The sequence below is a fragment of the Bacteroidota bacterium genome, assembly GCA_039111535.1.
GTDB lineage: Bacteria > Bacteroidota > Rhodothermia > Rhodothermales > JAHQVL01 > JBCCIM01.
On record JBCCIM010000003.1, the window covers coordinates 68646 to 87031 of the forward strand.

Annotated in this window: 15 protein-coding genes; 5 read left to right on the forward strand and 10 right to left on the reverse strand. The window is 50.8% G+C overall.

Features of this window, described 5'->3' with window-relative positions; translation table 11 throughout:
• The first annotated feature begins 351 nt into the window (after window positions 1-351).
• Complete coding sequence (locus tag AAF564_01020) at window positions 352-1215, forward strand: hypothetical protein (GenBank protein ID MEM8484091.1); 864 nt, start codon at window positions 352-354, stop codon at window positions 1213-1215.
• Window positions 1216-1430: 215 nt separating this feature from the next.
• Window positions 1431-2465, forward strand: a complete 1035-nt coding sequence (gene msrP / locus AAF564_01025) for a protein-methionine-sulfoxide reductase catalytic subunit MsrP (GenBank protein MEM8484092.1) — start codon at window positions 1431-1433, stop codon at window positions 2463-2465.
• Between the two features lie 57 nt (window positions 2466-2522).
• On the opposite strand, the gene AAF564_01030 is transcribed toward msrP, so the two are convergent.
• From AAF564_01030 to AAF564_01045, 4 genes are all read right to left on the reverse strand, one after another.
• Complete coding sequence (locus AAF564_01030; GenBank protein MEM8484093.1) at window positions 2523-3014, reverse strand: DUF3592 domain-containing protein; 492 nt, start codon at window positions 3012-3014, stop codon at window positions 2523-2525.
• A gap of 82 nt (window positions 3015-3096) precedes the next feature.
• Window positions 3097-3597: an HNH endonuclease gene (locus tag AAF564_01035; GenBank protein MEM8484094.1), complete on the reverse strand. Its 501-nt coding sequence runs from the start codon at window positions 3595-3597 to the stop codon at window positions 3097-3099.
• A gap of 299 nt (window positions 3598-3896) precedes the next feature.
• Window positions 3897-4742, reverse strand: a complete 846-nt coding sequence (locus AAF564_01040) for a hypothetical protein (GenBank protein MEM8484095.1) — start codon at window positions 4740-4742, stop codon at window positions 3897-3899.
• Between the two features lie 4 nt (window positions 4743-4746).
• A complete protein-coding gene (locus AAF564_01045; GenBank protein MEM8484096.1) occupies window positions 4747-5844 on the reverse strand; it encodes a DUF3179 domain-containing protein in 1098 nt (365 codons plus the stop codon).
• 447 nt (window positions 5845-6291) lie between these two features.
• On the opposite strand from AAF564_01045, the gene AAF564_01050 reads away from it, so the two are divergent.
• A complete protein-coding gene (locus tag AAF564_01050; protein ID MEM8484097.1) occupies window positions 6292-8346 on the forward strand; it encodes a PIN domain-containing protein in 2055 nt (684 codons plus the stop codon).
• A gap of 20 nt (window positions 8347-8366) precedes the next feature.
• Here the strand turns inward: AAF564_01050 and AAF564_01055 are convergent, their stop codons facing one another.
• Complete coding sequence (locus AAF564_01055; GenBank protein MEM8484098.1) at window positions 8367-10181, reverse strand: SLC13 family permease; 1815 nt, start codon at window positions 10179-10181, stop codon at window positions 8367-8369.
• A gap of 610 nt (window positions 10182-10791) precedes the next feature.
• On the opposite strand from AAF564_01055, the gene AAF564_01060 reads away from it, so the two are divergent.
• Window positions 10792-11580 (forward strand): class I SAM-dependent methyltransferase, encoded by a 789-nt coding sequence (locus tag AAF564_01060; GenBank protein ID MEM8484099.1) that lies wholly within the window; start codon window positions 10792-10794, stop codon window positions 11578-11580.
• Between the two features lie 87 nt (window positions 11581-11667).
• The gene (locus tag AAF564_01065) at window positions 11668-14265 is read left to right on the forward strand and encodes a G8 domain-containing protein (GenBank protein ID MEM8484100.1); all 2598 of its coding nucleotides are present in this window, start codon (window positions 11668-11670) and stop codon (window positions 14263-14265) included.
• On the opposite strand, the gene AAF564_01070 is transcribed toward AAF564_01065, so the two are convergent.
• The 5 genes from AAF564_01070 to AAF564_01090 form a co-directional block, all read right to left on the reverse strand.
• Entirely contained in the window at window positions 14258-14902 is a 645-nt protein-coding gene (locus AAF564_01070; GenBank protein MEM8484101.1) for a hypothetical protein, read from the reverse strand. The two genes, AAF564_01065 and AAF564_01070, sit on opposite strands and share 8 nt — an antisense overlap.
• A gap of 121 nt (window positions 14903-15023) precedes the next feature.
• Window positions 15024-15839 carry a LytTR family DNA-binding domain-containing protein gene (locus AAF564_01075; GenBank protein MEM8484102.1) on the reverse strand — a complete coding sequence of 272 codons (816 nt, stop codon included), beginning with the start codon at window positions 15837-15839 and terminating at the stop codon, window positions 15024-15026.
• Window positions 15840-15852: 13 nt separating this feature from the next.
• Window positions 15853-16218 carry a hypothetical protein gene (locus tag AAF564_01080; protein ID MEM8484103.1) on the reverse strand — a complete coding sequence of 122 codons (366 nt, stop codon included), beginning with the start codon at window positions 16216-16218 and terminating at the stop codon, window positions 15853-15855.
• A gap of 161 nt (window positions 16219-16379) precedes the next feature.
• Complete coding sequence (locus tag AAF564_01085) at window positions 16380-18014, reverse strand: DUF1501 domain-containing protein (protein ID MEM8484104.1); 1635 nt, start codon at window positions 18012-18014, stop codon at window positions 16380-16382.
• Window positions 18015-18039: 25 nt separating this feature from the next.
• The coding region (locus AAF564_01090) for a hypothetical protein (protein ID MEM8484105.1) at window positions 18040-18386 on the reverse strand (347 nt) is incomplete at its 5' end.

The following is an 18386-nucleotide window of genomic DNA, read 5'->3' on the forward strand; positions in this document are numbered from 1 at the left end:
CTTCGCAAGGCTCAGCATGACATGGATGGGGCAAGTTGCCATTCCCAACACATCAATACCAATAGACATACTTCGGGCCGTTAATTGACCGAAACTGCAGTTCGCCCAGATGCTTCGCAAGGCTCAGCATGACATGGGTGGGGCAATTCGTCATTCCACAACTCTCCTCTCGAGAGGAGACAGGCCGGCTAAGCCGGCCAGAGGTGTGTCTCGCGCCCCCCCAGCGGCCTAAATCACCCAAATAACCGGCATCACACCCCACATCCCCCGTAAAACGCAACACTTCAGCCGCGCAAGATGTATATGGAAGGTGTATATTACCCTACCTATTCACTTGCTTAACACTCCAACATGAATAATTCTTTACGCACTGTGCTGACGATTCTTGCAGTGGTATTTACTTTTAGCGCATGCAAGTCGTCTGAAGTCATGACAGACAGCACGCCGGCACCTGTTGCTGATGCAATGCCTGCCGCTGAACCCATGGCAGAACCAGAAGCAAAGGCAATGTCCAATGATGCTGACGCAGCAATGGACATAGACCTTGATGCACTTATCGAAAAGCACATTGCAGCACGCGGTGGTGTTGACAACATCAAAGCTGTACAGACCGTAAAAATGACGGGTAAAGTTGAAGTAATGGGCATGGATATCGACATGACCAATTACCTCAAACGCCCGAACAAAATTCGTGCTATGCTCGTGATTCCAGCTATGAACGCTGAAGTCAACCAGGGCTATGATGGCGAAATGGGTTGGATGCAGAATCCCGGTTCAGACCCGCAGCCCATGCCAAAAGAGCTTTCCAAAGGCATGAAAGACCAGGCAGACATTGATGGCATGCTCATGAACTACGAAGAAAAGGACATCACCCTTGAGTATCTCGGAGAAGGCATGGTCAACGATATGCCGGCACACAAAATCAAAGTGACGCGCCCAGATCAGCCAGACGCCATTGTCTACATCGACAAAGCCTCTTACCTCGAAGTCAAACTCGAAGGAGAAGGCGTCAACCCACAGACAGGGCAGCCTGCAAAAACTGAAACGTTTATGAGCGATTACCGCTCTGTAAACGGCGTACAGATGGCACACTTGATGGAGGTTAAAATGGATGGTACCACCTTCCAGAAAATCACCATGAGCGAAATTGTGACCAACATTGAAGTTGATGACTCAATTTTTGGTATGCCAGGACAGACCGTAGATATCCAGTAATCGGATTCGATTCGGTTCTTTAAGATTTAAAGGTTCACTTCCGAAACAGGGAGTGAACCTTTTTTATGTCTTTTACACCCCGCACTGGTCAATTAACAGGGTTCATGTGAACTCTTTTTACCTACGTTTTACACTTCTGTGAGACTTATCGCGCGAAGCGTGCGTATTTATGGAGTGTAACAATTTGTGTTCGTATATCCTTAAGCGGAATTATCATGTCTAATATTATTCTCCCCCCTTCCTGGCGGATCAAAGAAAATGAGTCTACGCCAAAAGCTGTTTATACAAACCGGCGTGCCTTTGTTAAGCAGTTGGGACTGGGTACGATTGCCCTCGCTGGCACAGGCATGACTTCTGGTTGCCTCTTCAACAATTCTGGTGCTGCAAGCGGAATGCCCCCCCTCTCCCCTGATGGTCCGCTCGACACCATTCCAGCCAATGCGCCGCGCGCAGGGTATCCTGCAATGCGTAACAACCTCTTCGATGTCAGTGAACGTCCGATCACAGACCGAACCATTGCATCTTCTTACACCAACTACTACGAATTCAAAAATAGCGGCGACCTCAAAGAAGCATGGCCGCTTACGGATGCTTACGAACCCTTTCCGATGAAAATCAAGGTGAACGGGCACGTCGAAAAATCATTTGATCTCGACATCGCTGAGTTGATCAATGAAATGGAATTGGAAGAACGGATTTACCGTTTTCGTTGTGTTGAAGCCTGGGCCATGACTGTGCCCTGGACTGGCTTCCCGCTTAAAAAACTCATCGAGCGATGCAAACCAACATCCAAAGCAACGCATGTGCGTTTTGTCAGCGTAAACAAACCAAAGCAGATGCCGGGCATTGGCGCTGCCCCATGGTATCCATGGCCTTACTTTGAAGGATTGCGCATGGACGAAGCGATGAACGACATGGCCTTTATGGCAACCGGCATGTATGGTGAACCGCTGCCAAAACAAAACGGGGCTCCGATGCGCATGGTACTGCCCTGGAAATACGGCTATAAAGGTGCAAAAGCCATCACTGAAATTGTATTTACAGATCGCCAGCCGCCTACATTCTGGAATGAATTGCAGCCAAGCGAATACAGCTTCTTATCGAACGTTAACCCGTTTGTGCCCCATCCAAGATGGAGCCAGGCGTCAGAGCGGCTTATAGGCCAGAATGACAAGCGCGTACCAACCAAGCTCTTTAACGGATACGGAGAACAGGTAGGTGGTATGTATCCGCGGGAGCCAAAATCTTAGTCAGAGGCATGGAATCTCAATTGAATTTGGGATCCAGCGCCGGGATCTGAAAGGCGCCTAATTTGAATCAAGGGCGATTTCGCGCGTAGCGGGGTCGCCCTTTTCCTTTAACAACCTGTTCCAGGCAAATACACCGGTAGCTGCCATAAGAAACCCTACGATGAGGATGAGCGATTGAATCGCCGCGATCTTCCATTGTGTGCTGGCAATTTGCTGGATTACAATTTGCTGATCGGCTTCCAGAAAAACGCGAACGTCAAGCTGTTCTTCGTATCGCACACTTGGCAACAACGTGTAGGGCAACGACATTTTCTCTTGCACAATTTCCTGTCCATCTTCCAGCGCTACGCGTAGGCTTACGTAGCCGTACGGGATATCAACTCGTTCATTCACTTCAACTTCGAGCACATCCGCAACGGCCGCGATGCCGTTGTTGAGGGTGTAGTGGAGGTCATAAGCCACTTTCGCCTGGTTCAGGGCGAGCAACAGAAGAAAAACAGGCAAAGCCCACATAAGCTTCGCAACCCGATATACCAGTGCTTTTTTCAATGGAAAACCTTGACTTGCTAATTGGTCATGTGCAGCGCAGACCATCTGGAGTCAGAATGCCCAACTGCACGCTTTTCCCCTGCTACGCCAGAAAGAGATAAGGTTTCCAGGTATCATCAACATTCCCGACATAATCACGGATAAACATGACCTGGCTGGGCCTGAAAGGCTTTCGTTTGAGCGGCATACCAATTTCTTCAGGCGTGCGGTTGCCTTTTCTATTGTTGCACGGCGTGCAGGCAGCAACCAGATTTTCCCAGGTATCTTTGCCTCCACGTGATTTTGGCATTACGTGGTCCACGGTCAGGTTGTCACGTTTGCCACAGTATTGACAACGATTTGCATCTCGCCGCAATACATTTTTTCGCGACAACATAATCCTTTTGTACGGCACGCGAACATAGGCTTTGAGCCGCACAATGCTGGGCCAGGGAAAACGCAACGATGGTGAACGCATAAAGCGGTCAGGTAGAGCTTCTACCAGCTCTGCTTTCTGCAAGTGAACTAGAACAAAAGCGCGTTCAACACTACAGATGGTCAGCGCGCGATAGTCCTGGTTAAGCACTAGAACATGGCCTGTCATGCTACACCTCCCCGCAAACGGATACTGCTCGTGGTGCATGGAAGCGTGGATACTACATATGCTTCTTTAGATACGCTGAATGCAAGCTCCTCTCAATTTAGGTGAACAGGGCGATCTTCGATCTGAGGTCGAGCGGAAGGGCGATATCATGGTACGAAATAATCAGCCCCCATTTCAACACCCATGCTTCTGCCCTACATTTTGGATACACCTGCAGCCCGGCTTGGTTGCATCAAATGCAAGCCGGCACAAAAACCTTAACACGCTCACATTAAAGGGAAAAGCAAAAAGCGGCCTGGTTACGATCCCAGTCGCACAAAATAGCCCAGAAATAGCGCAGGACCGGCCGGCAAGTTCTGTCCCATTACAGGCAATCGCCCCCCCAATTCCACGGCACCCTTCCCTACTGCCCACCCAACCGTTGGCAATACCTGCACCAATTCACGCTCCGACATCGCCAGGGGTATCCGCACGCCAGTAAAGCTGACCCACTTTTCTCCAAACACGGCTTCCAATGCCAGTTTCCAGCTTAATTTGTTTTGCGCCCCACCTACTGCAAGGAAAACAAACCGCTCATTCCCCGGCTTACGCTCAATATCATTGTTTGTCTCCCGCCACCGATACCCGGCCCATCCCATAACATATACGGGGGCTGGATAAAACGAATGCCCAAGCTCTACCATCAACTCCCAGTCACGCTGCCCCTCTGTAAGCGGAACGATTTCTGAATCAACCGGAAAATCACCAAGTGGTAACTTGACCCCTCCCCGTATAGCTACCGGTAACGCCGTAGATATGCCAAACAATGCTGGCCCTACCCTTACATGCAATAACGGATCACCAAGGCCAAAATTCTCACGATCAGCTGCCACATCGTTAAATGCCAGCCGGTGTACAGGCAACTGCGCCCACACATCTATCCCCCGGTAAACCCCATATGCTCCCGTAAGGAAAAAGGAGGTCGTTATAGATCGTCCCTCTTCATTAAACAACGGCTCTTTGTTGCCTTGCTCATCAAAGCGGTCTCGGGTATCGTGGTGATACAAACTTGCCTGCACCCAGCCCGTGCCCGGACGCTGGACCCATTGCCCATACGCATCCAATGGTACGTAAATCAGCACTATACAGAGAACAACATGTCGCAAGAGATTAGCTGCCCGCATTGGCCAACCAAACTTCTGAATCAGGATGAAACGCTTTCCAGGCAAACCAGAATGCTGTGTATGCCTCAGCAATCGGCGTGAGCTGCGCGCCCATCATTTCGCCGGCAATAGCCCGTCCTTGCACATCCCAGGTTGACCCCGTCTCCACATCTGCAAAGTTCTCGCCGCGCATTTCAAACGTAAATCTGCTGCCATTAAGCACCGACTCAAATGCCATGGCACCCTGCGCCGCATCATCCCAGAGTACAACAACGGGCCGGCCATCCACCAGGTCATTTACTGCGGTAACCGGATCAGCATTGTCGAGTTCAAAAAACGGGTACAATTTCCCACCGTCTCCTACCGGAATACCCAACACGCGCTCTTTAGGCGGACGGTCATCATTTATCACCTGAGGAAACAGCGTACTGCCATTATCGGGCTCCTCGTAGGTGCCATAAGGATAACCCGTTTGGGTATAGTTGCGCGCATGCCCGGTAACATTGCCCACCACCCGCGTATCCGGATAGAGGGACTGCCACGCTGCCCAGCTCATTTCGAAAGACGTAAACGGTGTCAGCGGTTGCCCTATTTCTTCGCCACATCCACCACTACGCAGCATCTGGGGCCAAAGCGTTTCATTGGCATTACGGTCGTACATAATCAGGTTGTTCTGCCAGAGCAGGCCAGACACGCCAAACGTAGCACCTCCCTGGGGTGCCCGATCAAAAGAGATGCTTGAGCCGGTCAGTGGGCAGTAAGAAACGGCAACCTGGGAAGCATTTAAATCCAGATTCACAATTTCGTGCCACCAGAGGATATTGTGGGGTACAGCTACAGGCTCACCTTCGATTATCACACCAATCACGCGGCTTTCTGGTTCGAGGTAGTCAGCTCCTGCGCTGCCGGCATCAACCAGCGTTGGATTTTGAAGTGAGGGAATGCCATCTTTTGCCACACCGCCACTCACAATCTGGTTTGCCGGAATCGTGCATTCATCAGCCACAACCAGATCTTCGCTTGTATCTCCGGCATCACAGCCGGCAAGAATCAATACAAAGGCACTTAAACAAATTCTTAAAAATGAAACGCTATTGCTCATCATACTTTGTGTCTATTCCAATATATGCGGGTAACCCTGGAGGAGCTTGCAGTTCCTTATCCATCACCCCAATCTGCACACTAACGGGACTTGAGATAGGTGCCGGGAAAAAGCTTTTCGTTACATAAATCAGCAAATTTATTCAGCTTATTGGGTACACTTGCCTTATATTGTAATAGAAATCATCGGGAAGGGTGATTTTTGAAGAACAAGCGGCGTTTAATCTGGTACTAGCACCTGACCCAGGTCCTACCTATCGCATAACATCTGTTGTTCAAGGCACTGGTGTTGTACCGTGTTAACGCTGGCACAATCAAGGTTACAGTACACAAGGTTACAGGGCATCGACAGCTTCTCAGGGGTTTCCTTACCCTAAACTGATGCCCGTCACTGTACAGTAAGCAACCGGTGAGGTGGCGCTGCCGGTTTCTATAATATGCCCCAATTTTGATGACCTCTGCTACCATATTCCCTGATACAACTATTTTAATCCAGTACCAGGCACTGGATCGCATCGACTGGCGCAAAGTTTTGGGGGTTAAGCATGTAAAGCTGGTACTCACAACAGCCATGCTACAGGAAATTGAGGACATCAAAAACCAGGATATCTCGCCTACCCTTGCCAGAAAAGCAGAAGCCTCTTTGCGCGTCATCAACACCTTGCTTGATGGTTCGCGAGAAATGCCTGCTTATTTGAAAATTATCCAGGCAGACGCCCCGGAACTCGACTTTGAACGGGAGCAGCTGGATCCTAACTCAATGGCGGATCTACTGGTTGCAACCATTATTGACTACCAGCGCAAGCAAGCACTGGAGTATGTGGTGTTGTTCTCCGACGACACAGAGACTTGTGAGAAAGCGGATGCCGCCGGCATCGAAATCGCTTCACTCTCACGTAATTTCATGACCCGGGCAAACCAGCCGCAGGCACCCCAAACGCCGCCGCCGGCAAAGCTTCAGCCCCAGGATACACCGCCACGCGAGAAGCAGTCAGTTTCCGGGTTGTTTGCAACTTCCACGCAAAAACTGGCCAATCCTACCCCCCTCTTTAAAAACAAGCTGATCGATAATAGCTCAGATGCAGCACCTGAGCATCAGCCGGTAAGTGAGGCACAAGATGCCACAGCTCCAGAAGCAACAGAAAAAGAAGCAACAGAACCTCCTTCCCTGCAGACTAACAAGCTGTTTGAGGTCATTAACCCTGATGAAGTGCCAGACGCGCCCGTAGCTGCCGTCGAACAGCCAACAGTCGCCGAGGACGCCAAGCCAACAGAAGAATTGGATCAGCCGGCCATTGAGATCAATGTACCGCCCCCACCGCCCTTTGTTGACATCATCCAGGAGCCTGCCCGGCCGGATCACAGCACACGCGACTCCTATCACCCATCTGGCGCGCCTGTAAAACCTAAATTTAGCATCGACGCCATTGCCGGCAGAAAAAAAACAGTGCCGGCAAAAGGAAGTCCTGACAATCCGCAAGCGGTACCTGCAGGGCAACCTGGGCCGTCTGATGCAAAGCCACTACCGCCAATTACCTCGCGGATTATCACACCTGACGCGCCGGCTGAGGTAACACCAACTACAACATCACCCGATGCACCAACGCGGCCAACCCCGTCGTTCTCGTTTACGAATATTTCCAAAGGCACCCACGCAGACTCCGAAGCGAGTCCGCCTGCGCCTGAGCCAGAACCTGTAGATGAAAAGCCTGAATTGCGTCTCGCCTTCGATGGCGATGAGCAACGCTGTGGGTTAATCATCCATCATCCGGAATACCCATCTATCGATGAGGTCACCGAAACGATTGCCGCGCTTCGGAGAAACTATCCCAAGCTCGCTATGCTTGGGACCTCCAGCGGTGATGGTCTCGGTTCTACCATATCAGGATACGACGAACCCGTTGCTGTTGGCACCGAGGATGTATTTTTCCAGCGGCGCAACACCCGCATTAAGCGATACAACTCGGCGCTTGAATCTTATTACGCAAATTCCGAAAAGTACCTGAGCGAAGTGGCTGAGTTTGAGAATTTCCGCCGGCGCTCTGCCCAACTGGACTTGATGCTTATAAATGAGCTCCCGGATTCGCTCAAAAGCCTCTACATTGCCATTCATTTCCCGAGTAACCTCAGGGTCTTCTCTGAGGATAATCTCCCCGAAAAACCGGTTGGCCCAACCCCACCCGATGAACCCAACCTGGATGCCATTTTCGACAAAATCAGGCTACCCGGCGTACCGGTCCCCGGTGAAATTTCTACCAACTCGGATATTAAAATGCGTAGCCGTAACCTCGCGCCAATGGAAGTGCGCTGGAATAAAGGATGGGATGTGATCTATTCGATGCGCGAAATTGAAAAGGGTGAGCACATTGCGTTCAACCCGCTCTACATAGTGTTTAACTCTTTCGAACACGCTACGTCTTTCAAGATCCAGTTTCGTGTGACGGTTGCCAGTGCTTCTTACGAGGAGCGCGGCAGCCTTGAAGTGCTTGTACGCAAAGAGATCTAATCTTCGAAAGAGATCTGGTCTTACGCCATCCAGACGAAGTAGACCATAACGACGGCAATGGACATTACGATGAAGCTCACGGGCATGCCGGCCTTCATGTAGTCCTGGAATCGATACCCACCAGCAGACATGACCATCAGGTTGGTCTGGTACCCAAATGGCGTCATGAAGCTTGCCGAGGCTGCAATCGAAATGGTCACCGCAATCGCTTCAGGGGGCAGGCCTGCGCTTGCTGCGACGGCTAGCCCAATGGGTAGCATCAGAATTGCAGCAGCCTGATTAGTAATCAACTCCGTAAGCAGGTTTGTAGCTATATAAATTACCGCAACAATGGCAATCGGACTCAACCCTTGCGTTACAACTTTTATCATGCCGGCAACAGCAATTGCCAATCCTGAATCTTGCACAGCCTGCCCGAGTCCTAATGCCGCCCCTATCACTGCCAGCACAGAGAAGTTAATTGCTGCACGCGCGTCACTACCACGCATACATCGGGTAAGAATCATCCCCAGGGCAGCCACAAACGCAGCTGTAACCAGAGGAATCACTTGTGTTGTAAATGCAATGACCATCAACAGCAACAATCCCAAAGCAATCGGCGCGCGCTGCGTAATGGGCCTCTTTTTCTCCGGGCTCCTGGCGGCTACAAGGTAGAAGTCGTTTCTGTTTTCATTCCAGCGTTTGTCAAAACCACTGGTGGCTTCGATGAGCAACAAATCGCCGGCTTGCAACGGCGTACGCCCGACACCCCCACGCACCTTCTCACTCTGGCGCTGAATTCCCAACACAATGCCCTGATACCGCTCTCTGAACTTCACGTCTTTCAACGTTTTGCCGACAAGATCTGACGACTTGGAGACAACAGCTTCAAATAGCGGCAATGTCACATGCTCTTGCGTCTGTTCAATCGGTGTGGTGCCTCGGGTTAAGCCAGGGATTTCCATAAGGTCGGAAAGAATGCTGGCGCTCCCGGTAAAAAGCAATGTGTCGCCGGCTAGCAGAATTTCTTCCGGAGAAGCAGGAATGATGCGTGTCCCCCGCTGCACGTGCGCAAGGTAGGCGCCACCGAGGTCACGCAAACCAGACTTCTCGATGCTTTCGCCTATCATGTCAGCGTCGTTTGCCACCTTGAGCTCAAACAGGCACTCTTTTAACCCATCTTCAAAGATTTCGCCCTGGTTTGTTTTTTTAGGGAGTAACCGGTATCCAATTGTGGTAAAGTAGATCAGCACCACAATCGCAGCCGGCAAACCAACCCACGCCAGGTCAAACATCCCCAGGCCCGGGTAGCCTTCTGCAATGAGTAATTCAGAGACCACAATGTTGGTAGACGTACCAATCAGGGTACACATGCCGCCAATAATCGCCGCATAGGAGAGCGGCATCAGCAGTCGAGACGACGGTATTTTAGTTTTTTCCGACCATTGCTGGACACGCGGGACAAGCATGGCAACAATCGGGGTATTGTTCAGAAATGCTGACAGAAGGGCCGTAAACCCCATGAGCCGAGGCATAGCCCCACCGAGACCCGATTTACGTGGCAGGATGTGTCGATCCAGGAATCGCAGGGCTTCGGTGCGTTGTACACCTGCCGCAACAACGTAGAGTGCGCCAATCGTGAATACTGCCGGGTTCGAAAATCCGCGAAAAGCTACATCGGGCGCAACCACGCCGGCAAAAAGCAACAACCCAAGTGCCCCAAGGAGAATCAGCTCAGGCCTTGCGATGTCCCGCAATAGCGCAATCACAACGAGCACAATCACTCCCAGGGTAAACCAGGCTTCCCAACTTATACTCGCAACATCCATAGCTTGCAATTCTTCTGCATGCAGCATGCATGCAACTCATATTTATTTTATTCGACCAGCCTCATTAATCGATCATTTCCACTTGTCGACCAGCCGTTACTATTAGAGATACACTTAATCACAAATAAGGGCATTTATTCATGTATCGGATTGATTGAGACACTTTATATGATAGGCCCAGGATAATTTCAATCTCATCCGGCTACCCTACATCGTCACAGATACTCCCTCTATACGAAAAGACTTAATTATCAGAATGTGCGCATAGTGTACTGAAAACGTTATTGTTTGATTCGACGGGATTTCAAGGTCAAACCACACAGTTTAATTTCAGTGACGCCGGCCGATACCTATACTGATTCCTCAATCAGACATAACCTACTTTTTGCAGCGGTAGGTACCCACTTAAAACGCTGCTTATACGCTCCAAAGAGTCTCCCCACGTATATCCACAACCTTATAGTCTGACTGGCTAAACAACATACCTTATAGTGTTCAGCCACATTACGTGCATGATATAAGCTGTAATGATTACTAGATACTTCGGTATTTAATCATTCGCTCAAATCATAGCCGAAGCATTTATGCCTATCGCGTCCCCCGCTCCTTATCTCTTTAGAAATTACTCCTGACGATCATGACCCAATCTGTAGAGACGGGCACAGCCCATGAATTCTGGGAAAGTGCCTTCACCAAAGAACGGAAACTGACGAAATTTGACGCCTCTTTTGCACAACAAGGTAACAAGACCCATCAGGCATTTTATGATATCATCGGTGATGTCAAAGACAAGGAAGTGTTAGAAGTAGGATGTGGTACGGGGAAGCTTTCTGTTTTTCTGGCAACACAAGGCGCCAGGGTTACTTCGACCGACTTCACAAAGAATGCGCTTGAAAACACCCGTGCCCTGGCAGCACACAATGGTGTTGAAGACCGGATTACGCTTGCCCAGGTTGACGGGCTCGATCTGCGTTCGTTGAACAAAAAGTTTGATCTGGTGGTTGGCCGGTTTGTTTTGCATCACATCGAGCCATTTGACCAGTTTGTGGACGTGCTGCACGATGTTCTCAATGAAACAGGCCGCGGCGTATTTTTCGAAAACAACTCCCGAAATCCTATGCTGATGTTTGCCAGAAAAAACCTGGCCGGCAAAATGGGTATCCCGCGCTATGGTGATGATGAAGAATATCCGCTAGAGCAAGCTGAAATCGAGATGATTGAAAAACAATTTGACCGGGTAACGCAGCATTTTCCAGAGTTGGTGTTCTTCAAGAAACTTGACACCTACATCTTTCGTCATAAAAAGCTCTTTACGCCCCTCTTGAAAGTCAACAAATGGCTTGACGCTTCTCTGTTTACGCTTATCCCCGGCTCGCGCAAATATAGCTACCTGCAAATTGTCGAAATGGCAAAAGGTGGTTCATAGTCGTACGGAGATGGGATCAGGCACGCATCTTGATTTATAATGGTTGCCCCCCTGTTTATCAGATGTAACCGTTAATTCCTCTGACACATGCTGTACGCACCTTTTACCGATAGACAGGCTTCAGGCGCCAAATCGAGCCTGTTTCTGCTACTTTACCTCTTCATCTTCCCGCTGACGCCTGCTTGCGCCAGCCAGCAACACGCTGCGCATCAGCACGAAGACCAACGCAATGCGTCTACAATCGTAGACAATCCCACCAACTTGATGCGCTGGAGTGATCCGGCGACCTGGCAGGCCCTTGGCCAACAAAAACCTGTTGAAGGCGATGAGGTCAACATTCCTGCCGGCACGGCTTTGCTACTCGATGAAAGCCCGCCCCAATTGAAAGGCATGTTTGTAGATGGCGAACTGCACTTCGCCGAGCAAGACCTCTACCTTTCGGCAGATTACATCATCGTCGGCGGCCTCCTTCAGATCGGCTCACCCGACAACCCTTTCCAACACAAAGCCACCATTAACCTGACCACCGAGTACACAGACCGAAAAACGGATGTTGCGATGTGTGGTACCAAAGTGCTCTGCGCGATGGGTGGCAAATTTGAACTGCACGGCGCCCTGTCATCGCCGGCGTGGACGCGCCTTGCCGACGGGCACACCGCAGCAGTCGGTGCAACCCACATTACGCTTGAAGAACCCGTCTCGTGGCGCGCAGGAGATCAAATTGTTATTGTCAGTACAGACTTTGACCCCAACCAGGCTGAGCGCCGGCAGATCAGCGATGTGTCTGCTGATGGCCTCGTGGTATCGTTTGAAGAACCCCTGAACTACATGCACTGGGGTACCATCATGGATTACAGTGGACACAAAATCGATCAGCGGGCTGAAGTCATGCACCTGGATCGCAACATTGTAGTGCAGGGTGATGAAGCAACTGATGACGGTTTATTTGGCGGCCATGTGATGATTATGTCCAAACACATGCACCACATGGATCCGGACATGAGTGAAATCGATTGGCAGCAGAAGCTGGATGATCCAATGTTTGAAAACACGCCTGATGAACTGAGTCACATTTCCGGTGTTGAGCTTACGCGCCTCGGGCAAACGGGCAAAATGGGCCGGTACCCGATGCATTTCCATATGTTTGGCGATGCAGCAGGCGCCTACGTTAAAAACAGTTCTGTGCACGACTCTTATCAGCGTTGTATTGCTGTTCACGGTACCTTTGGTACGTTGCTGGAAAACAATGTCGCCTACAACTCAGTCGGCCATTGTTATTTCCTGGAGAGCTTTGTTGAAAAAGACAACCGCCTGGTGAACAACATCGGCGCTGTCATGAAGCACTTCCCCGACAAGCGGCTTGAGCTTATTGAAAGCGACAATGTCCCTTCCATTTTCTGGGTATCTTTTCCAACCAATCACCTGATTGGCAACGTTGCTGCCGGCTCTTACGGTACTGGCATCTGGATAGATTTACAGGATACGGGTGGCAACCGGCACAACGAAAACGCAAAGGTGCCGATGGGCGAAATACGCGATAATGTTGTGCACTCCAATGCCCTCGGCAACCGCCGGAGCCTCGACGAAACAGGTGACCCCGAAACAGAAGGCGGCATCGGTTTTATGTATGAAGGCGGTATCGGTACCATCCACAACCTGACGGCCTATAAAAACGTTTTCAACTTCTGGGCGGATGAAAGCAGCGACTTTGAACTGCAAAACGCTACCTTTTCCGATGCCCATTCGAGCATGTGGCAGCGGCGAGACGGCAGCTTCAACTCGGTCTTTGTTGCGCATACAGACAACGTTGGGAATCCGCGTACAGATGCTGAGTTCAGCCTGGGCCGTACCATACCACAGTTTGGGAAATCACACGTAAACCTGATTTCTGCGATCATGGGCTTTTACAGCAAAAGCTTTTCGATCAACAATACGTTTATTGGTTATCAGTCCGATGACATCTTTGAGCGTGGCGTAGCCAGCGTCGGCGGTGCCAGCTTCGACGCACCAATTTTCTTCGAAGGATCTACCATGATCGACTCGGATGCGTTTGTGCCTTCGCCGGCGAAACGCAAGCGCAGAGGCCGCGCGCCGCAGCAAGGCGTGATCATAATAGACTTTGATGGCACCCTGACCGGTGAAGGCCGCTACCAGGAGGTTCGGATTGGGCCCAAAATCCTGACAGATGAGGCTGCTGGCTGTACGTACCACGACGATAAATTCGACCAGCCCATTTTCAAGTGTGACACCCGCAGCCGGCGCTTTGCGTCACTCAACGGGCACTATGTTACCGTGGATGGCAACACCTACGGCCCGAGTGAAGCAAACACACTGCACATGCCGACCAATCGGATTTACGAAGTTGATGGTCCGCTACGCAAAAAATACATGACGCGTGAAGGATATCGGGGCGAATACATGGTGCTCAAGTTCACAGATGTGCGCGAAAAACCAGATGTATTGCCCAACTCTCGCCGCGACAGGGTTACTGAAGCCGGTTCGATTGAGGAGGTCATTACAACAAGTACAGAAGCGACGGATCACCGCTGGTACTACGATGGGGCCAACAATGAATTCTGGCTCCGCCTGGTAACGGGAGACAAAGCCCAGCCATTTGGCGCCAAGAACCGCACAGATGGCGTGAAGCAGCCGTTTTCCATGCATTACGGTGTACGAATCAAGTAGTGGAGGAAGGCTGCTTCCGACGAAAGGTGTGGCGAAATCGCCAGATAACGCCTATCAGTAGCAGATTTCCCAAAGCAGCCGGCAAAATCTGGCTGATCGGGCCCAAACCGGACATCAGCGTCCCTAATCCAGCAGACAAGAGCGCTGTATAAGCACTTGTCATTTTCAAGAAGTGCTCAGGCAGCCATGCATGTGGTAGCTTGACCACTTTGCTTATGCGCAAGACATCGTATACACCAACGATAAACAAGACCAGCAGCAGGTAAAACACAACGCTTCCGTGCCACACAATATTGGCACCCTGCAAGCTGTAAATAAAAACGCAGCCGGCACACAACAGGAAAAGTGCCAACATCAGATCAGGCCACCCGGGGCCGCGGGTTTTGTACCAAAGCGCCCGATATCCTGACGCTGCCATGTAAAAACTCTGGATCGTTATCAACGTGAGGAACGGCCGGTCGCGAAAGAACAGCACACCGAGTGTTGCCGTGATGATGACACCAGCCATCAGCGAAAGAAAAACCCGGCCCGCTATGGTATGGGCACGCTGCCCTTTTGCAGAAGCATATGAAACGACGCCAACAAGCATCGCTAGGATACCGGCAGTGACGTGTATAAAGATGTTTAATCCGTGCATTGCATTCTCTGGTTACACTTGAAGAACCGTTGCAATGTCGGTGTAAAAAGCGACTGGGCGTAGTAAAAAGGCGCAGAACGCCCCACTGCTGGCGTGAAGTATACCCGTGCCGGCGTGAATGTCAGGCCAGGCGGGTTAGCTCGCGCAGCACATGTTGATAGGTGGCGCTACTTTTTACGGCGGGGATGGTGTGATTGGTAAACTCGATGAGGTACCGCTTCTTATCAAACGGTTTTATGCGGGCAATCTGCCGCGTGTTGATGATGTAACTGCGGTGTATGCGTACAAAGCTATCGGGCAACCGCTGCTCCAGGCGCGACAACGAGTAATCGCAGAGGTGTTTATCACCGGTTATGGTATACAGATATGCGTATTTATCGGCTGCTTCCAGCAAACCAAGCGTAGGTACAGGCACTAAATGGATTGCCGCCCCCTGGTTCACGGGAATGGTTTCCAGGACAGTATCAGGTTGTTCATCGGCGGCAACTGTAGTCGATGCTTGTCCCTTTTCATCTTGCGCCGGCATCGGATTAAGAAAACTGAAACCCAGGATGACACTAATGATTGCATTAGCAACATAGGTGCCCCCGCCGGAGAATGGTACATAAGGCCCATCATTAAGGCCAAGGGTCCGCACAAGCAACTCTACTTCTGAAGATGCTAAGCCTATCAGGGCGAAGGCCAAACCGAATACCACGAGTCCCCCTTGTGCTGTAGCCCCTTTTAGTGGCGGGCGTTGCCAAAGGAAATCTGCATTTGTGTAAATCAGTACCAGCGGAAATCCTACGCAGATGCTGGTGATTGTATTGAGAAGCATAGCCTCAGCCAGCAAGGCGCGGAAACCAATGGCATGATTGGCAATTCCTATTCCAAGGCCAATAAGAATAATCACCGGCAGGTATCGCAGCGCCGGCCCCAATTTCCACGTTGTCTCCATCCTGGCTGCTGAACTAGGCCAGTGTAATAATGAAGCTGATAATAAGCATCACCAACAGAAAAGCAACCAGCAGAATCATATCCAATTTGGACCGCCATCCGCCAGATATCATTTCTTCTTCAGTAAACTGTCCGTCTGGTTCTGTCAGCAGATTTGCTTCCTGCAACAGCGCATAGGCAGATTCAGCTTGCGAATCCAGTACCATCAGCTTAACACCGTGTACCTGCTGCAATTGTGGATGCATACCGCCGGCGTCATCTGCGCTCACAAACGCCTCAACATTCATGTCGGCCAGGTATTCTCGGGCAACTTCGGCTTCCATCCGCGAAAGAAAGGTAGAAACAACAACTGTTTTGTCTAAAGCAAGTTGATCCTGCATAGGGAATACCAGATGGTGAATGGTACACAAAAGGCTGTGCCTTTCTGTATTATATGGGTATCCCCTCCCTCTAGTTGCAAATCTGCCATTTGGAAAATCTGGTGCAACCGATTATATCCGTTGTTGATTAGCCATACCCCCTCAAAAACGCCAGACAGCACTTACCGCAGCAGCACCATCTTCTTGGACACAACCCCTTCGTTCGACCGGAGGCGGTAGATATACGTGCCACTGGGCAGATTACCGGCATCAAAAGGCACCTGGTACACACCAGCAGGCTGTGATCTGTCAACGAGTACCGATATGCGCTTACCCTCCAGATCAAACACTTCCAGCTTCACACTGCCGGCTTTCATCAGTGTATAATTAATGGTCGTTGTAGGATTAAATGGATTCGGGAAATTCTGCTGCAACTCAAATTGCTGTGGCTGCTCTCCCCCTTCTTCACTCACCGGTGCAACACTGTCAATAACACCAAGTCGCTGGTATGGAAAGCCAAAAAGTGCCCCTTGAACTGCAAACTGGCTAAAGCCGAACCAGTCTTGCAAAATGGTGCCGTACACGCTGCGAAAATCAATTTCGTGGGGCACATTACCATTGTTGATGTTGCGCAATTGCGGCACGCCGCCGGTAAGTCCACCTTTCACCCCGGGTCCAAAAAGGAAAAGCGGTGCAGCTTCCCCATGATCGGTACCACCTGATCCGTTTTGTTCAGCACGCCGGCCAAACTCGGAATAGGTCATGGTCAGAATTTTGGTATCAGAATTAACACCGGCGAGGTCCTGCAAAAATGCGCTCACGTTGTTTGCTACCGTATTCAGTAACCCGCCATGCGAGCTAGCCTGGGCAGAATGCGTATCAAATCCCTGCAACGATACATGATAGATCCGTGCACCCAGACCGCCTTTGATCAGCCGCGCAACGGTTGCCAGATTTGTGGCCAGCTTGCCTTCGCCGGCCGGATAATCAATTTCGTTCTCGCCCTCTTGCGAAGCTGCTGATATCGCCTCTGCATAACGAAACGAGTTGTTGGTTATCGACCGCAAGAACGACATTTCATTGCCATACTTTGTATCCGGTACAGCATTCTGGTTGTACAGTTCGCCATCCGCGAGGCGCTGCAAAAACTCATTGCTGATGAGTTGCATGCCCATATTGGCATTGGGCCCGGTAAAAAGCTGTGCTGTGCCGCTGCCTATTTGAACGGCAAGTGGCTTTTCAGGGGGGCGCTCCAGAAAGTCTGGCGTTACAATGTCGAGATACCGACCAAGCCAGCCTGTACCTTTGATCACGTCGTGATCCGTCGCCGTCTGCCAAATATCTGTTGACCGGAAATGGGAGAGCGTGGGTTCGGGATATCCCACGTTCTGGATAACCGACATCTGTCCATCACCATAGAGCGCTTCCAGGGGCGCAAGCGAAGGATGCAAGCCCAGGTCGCCCGATACACTAAAGGCCGAAGCATCGTTTTTGGGAATACTGATACCCGGGCGCAGGTTGTAGTAAATGTCATCGTTAAACGGAATGACAGTATTTAGCCCATCATTGCCTCCTTTGAGCTGAATCAGTACCAGAATGCGTTCTTCATCCATACGCTGGATACCCGCCATCAGGGGCGACATACCCATGGCGCGTACAGGTGTACCGCCGAGCAACATGGCGCCGGCACTCAGTGCCCCGAGGCTCGACAGAAAATCGCGCCTCGACCAGCGGGAGTGGTCTGCAGCGTGGGCATCACCATGATCAAGGCTGCTGCCAAAACGCGCGCGCTTTGTTAAAATCTTCGGTTTACTCATTGGAAAAACGTATTTCGCGCCGCCCTCAGGTTAATTGAAATTCTGGCAGCTGCATCAGGAATTGTACGTAGCTCAACAGCACGTTATTGGCGCCGTCTTCTTCGAGCGACCACTCATACCAGGGCACATCACCAAGGAATAGCTTGGCAAGATCTCGTTTGTAGGCCGGCCCATCCTGAACTTCTTGCGGGACAGGAAATGACACTAGATCACCACTAAAGGGGTCTTCAATGGGAGGCACGTCGAGTTCGTCAAGGGGAACAGCCAGAAAGTGTTCAGCTATAGACAGCGGTAGCTTGAATGCTGCCTGGGCATCATCAGCATCTGGCAGCAGCGCAGCAATACTTGTCAGGTCGATGGATTGGTTGTTCC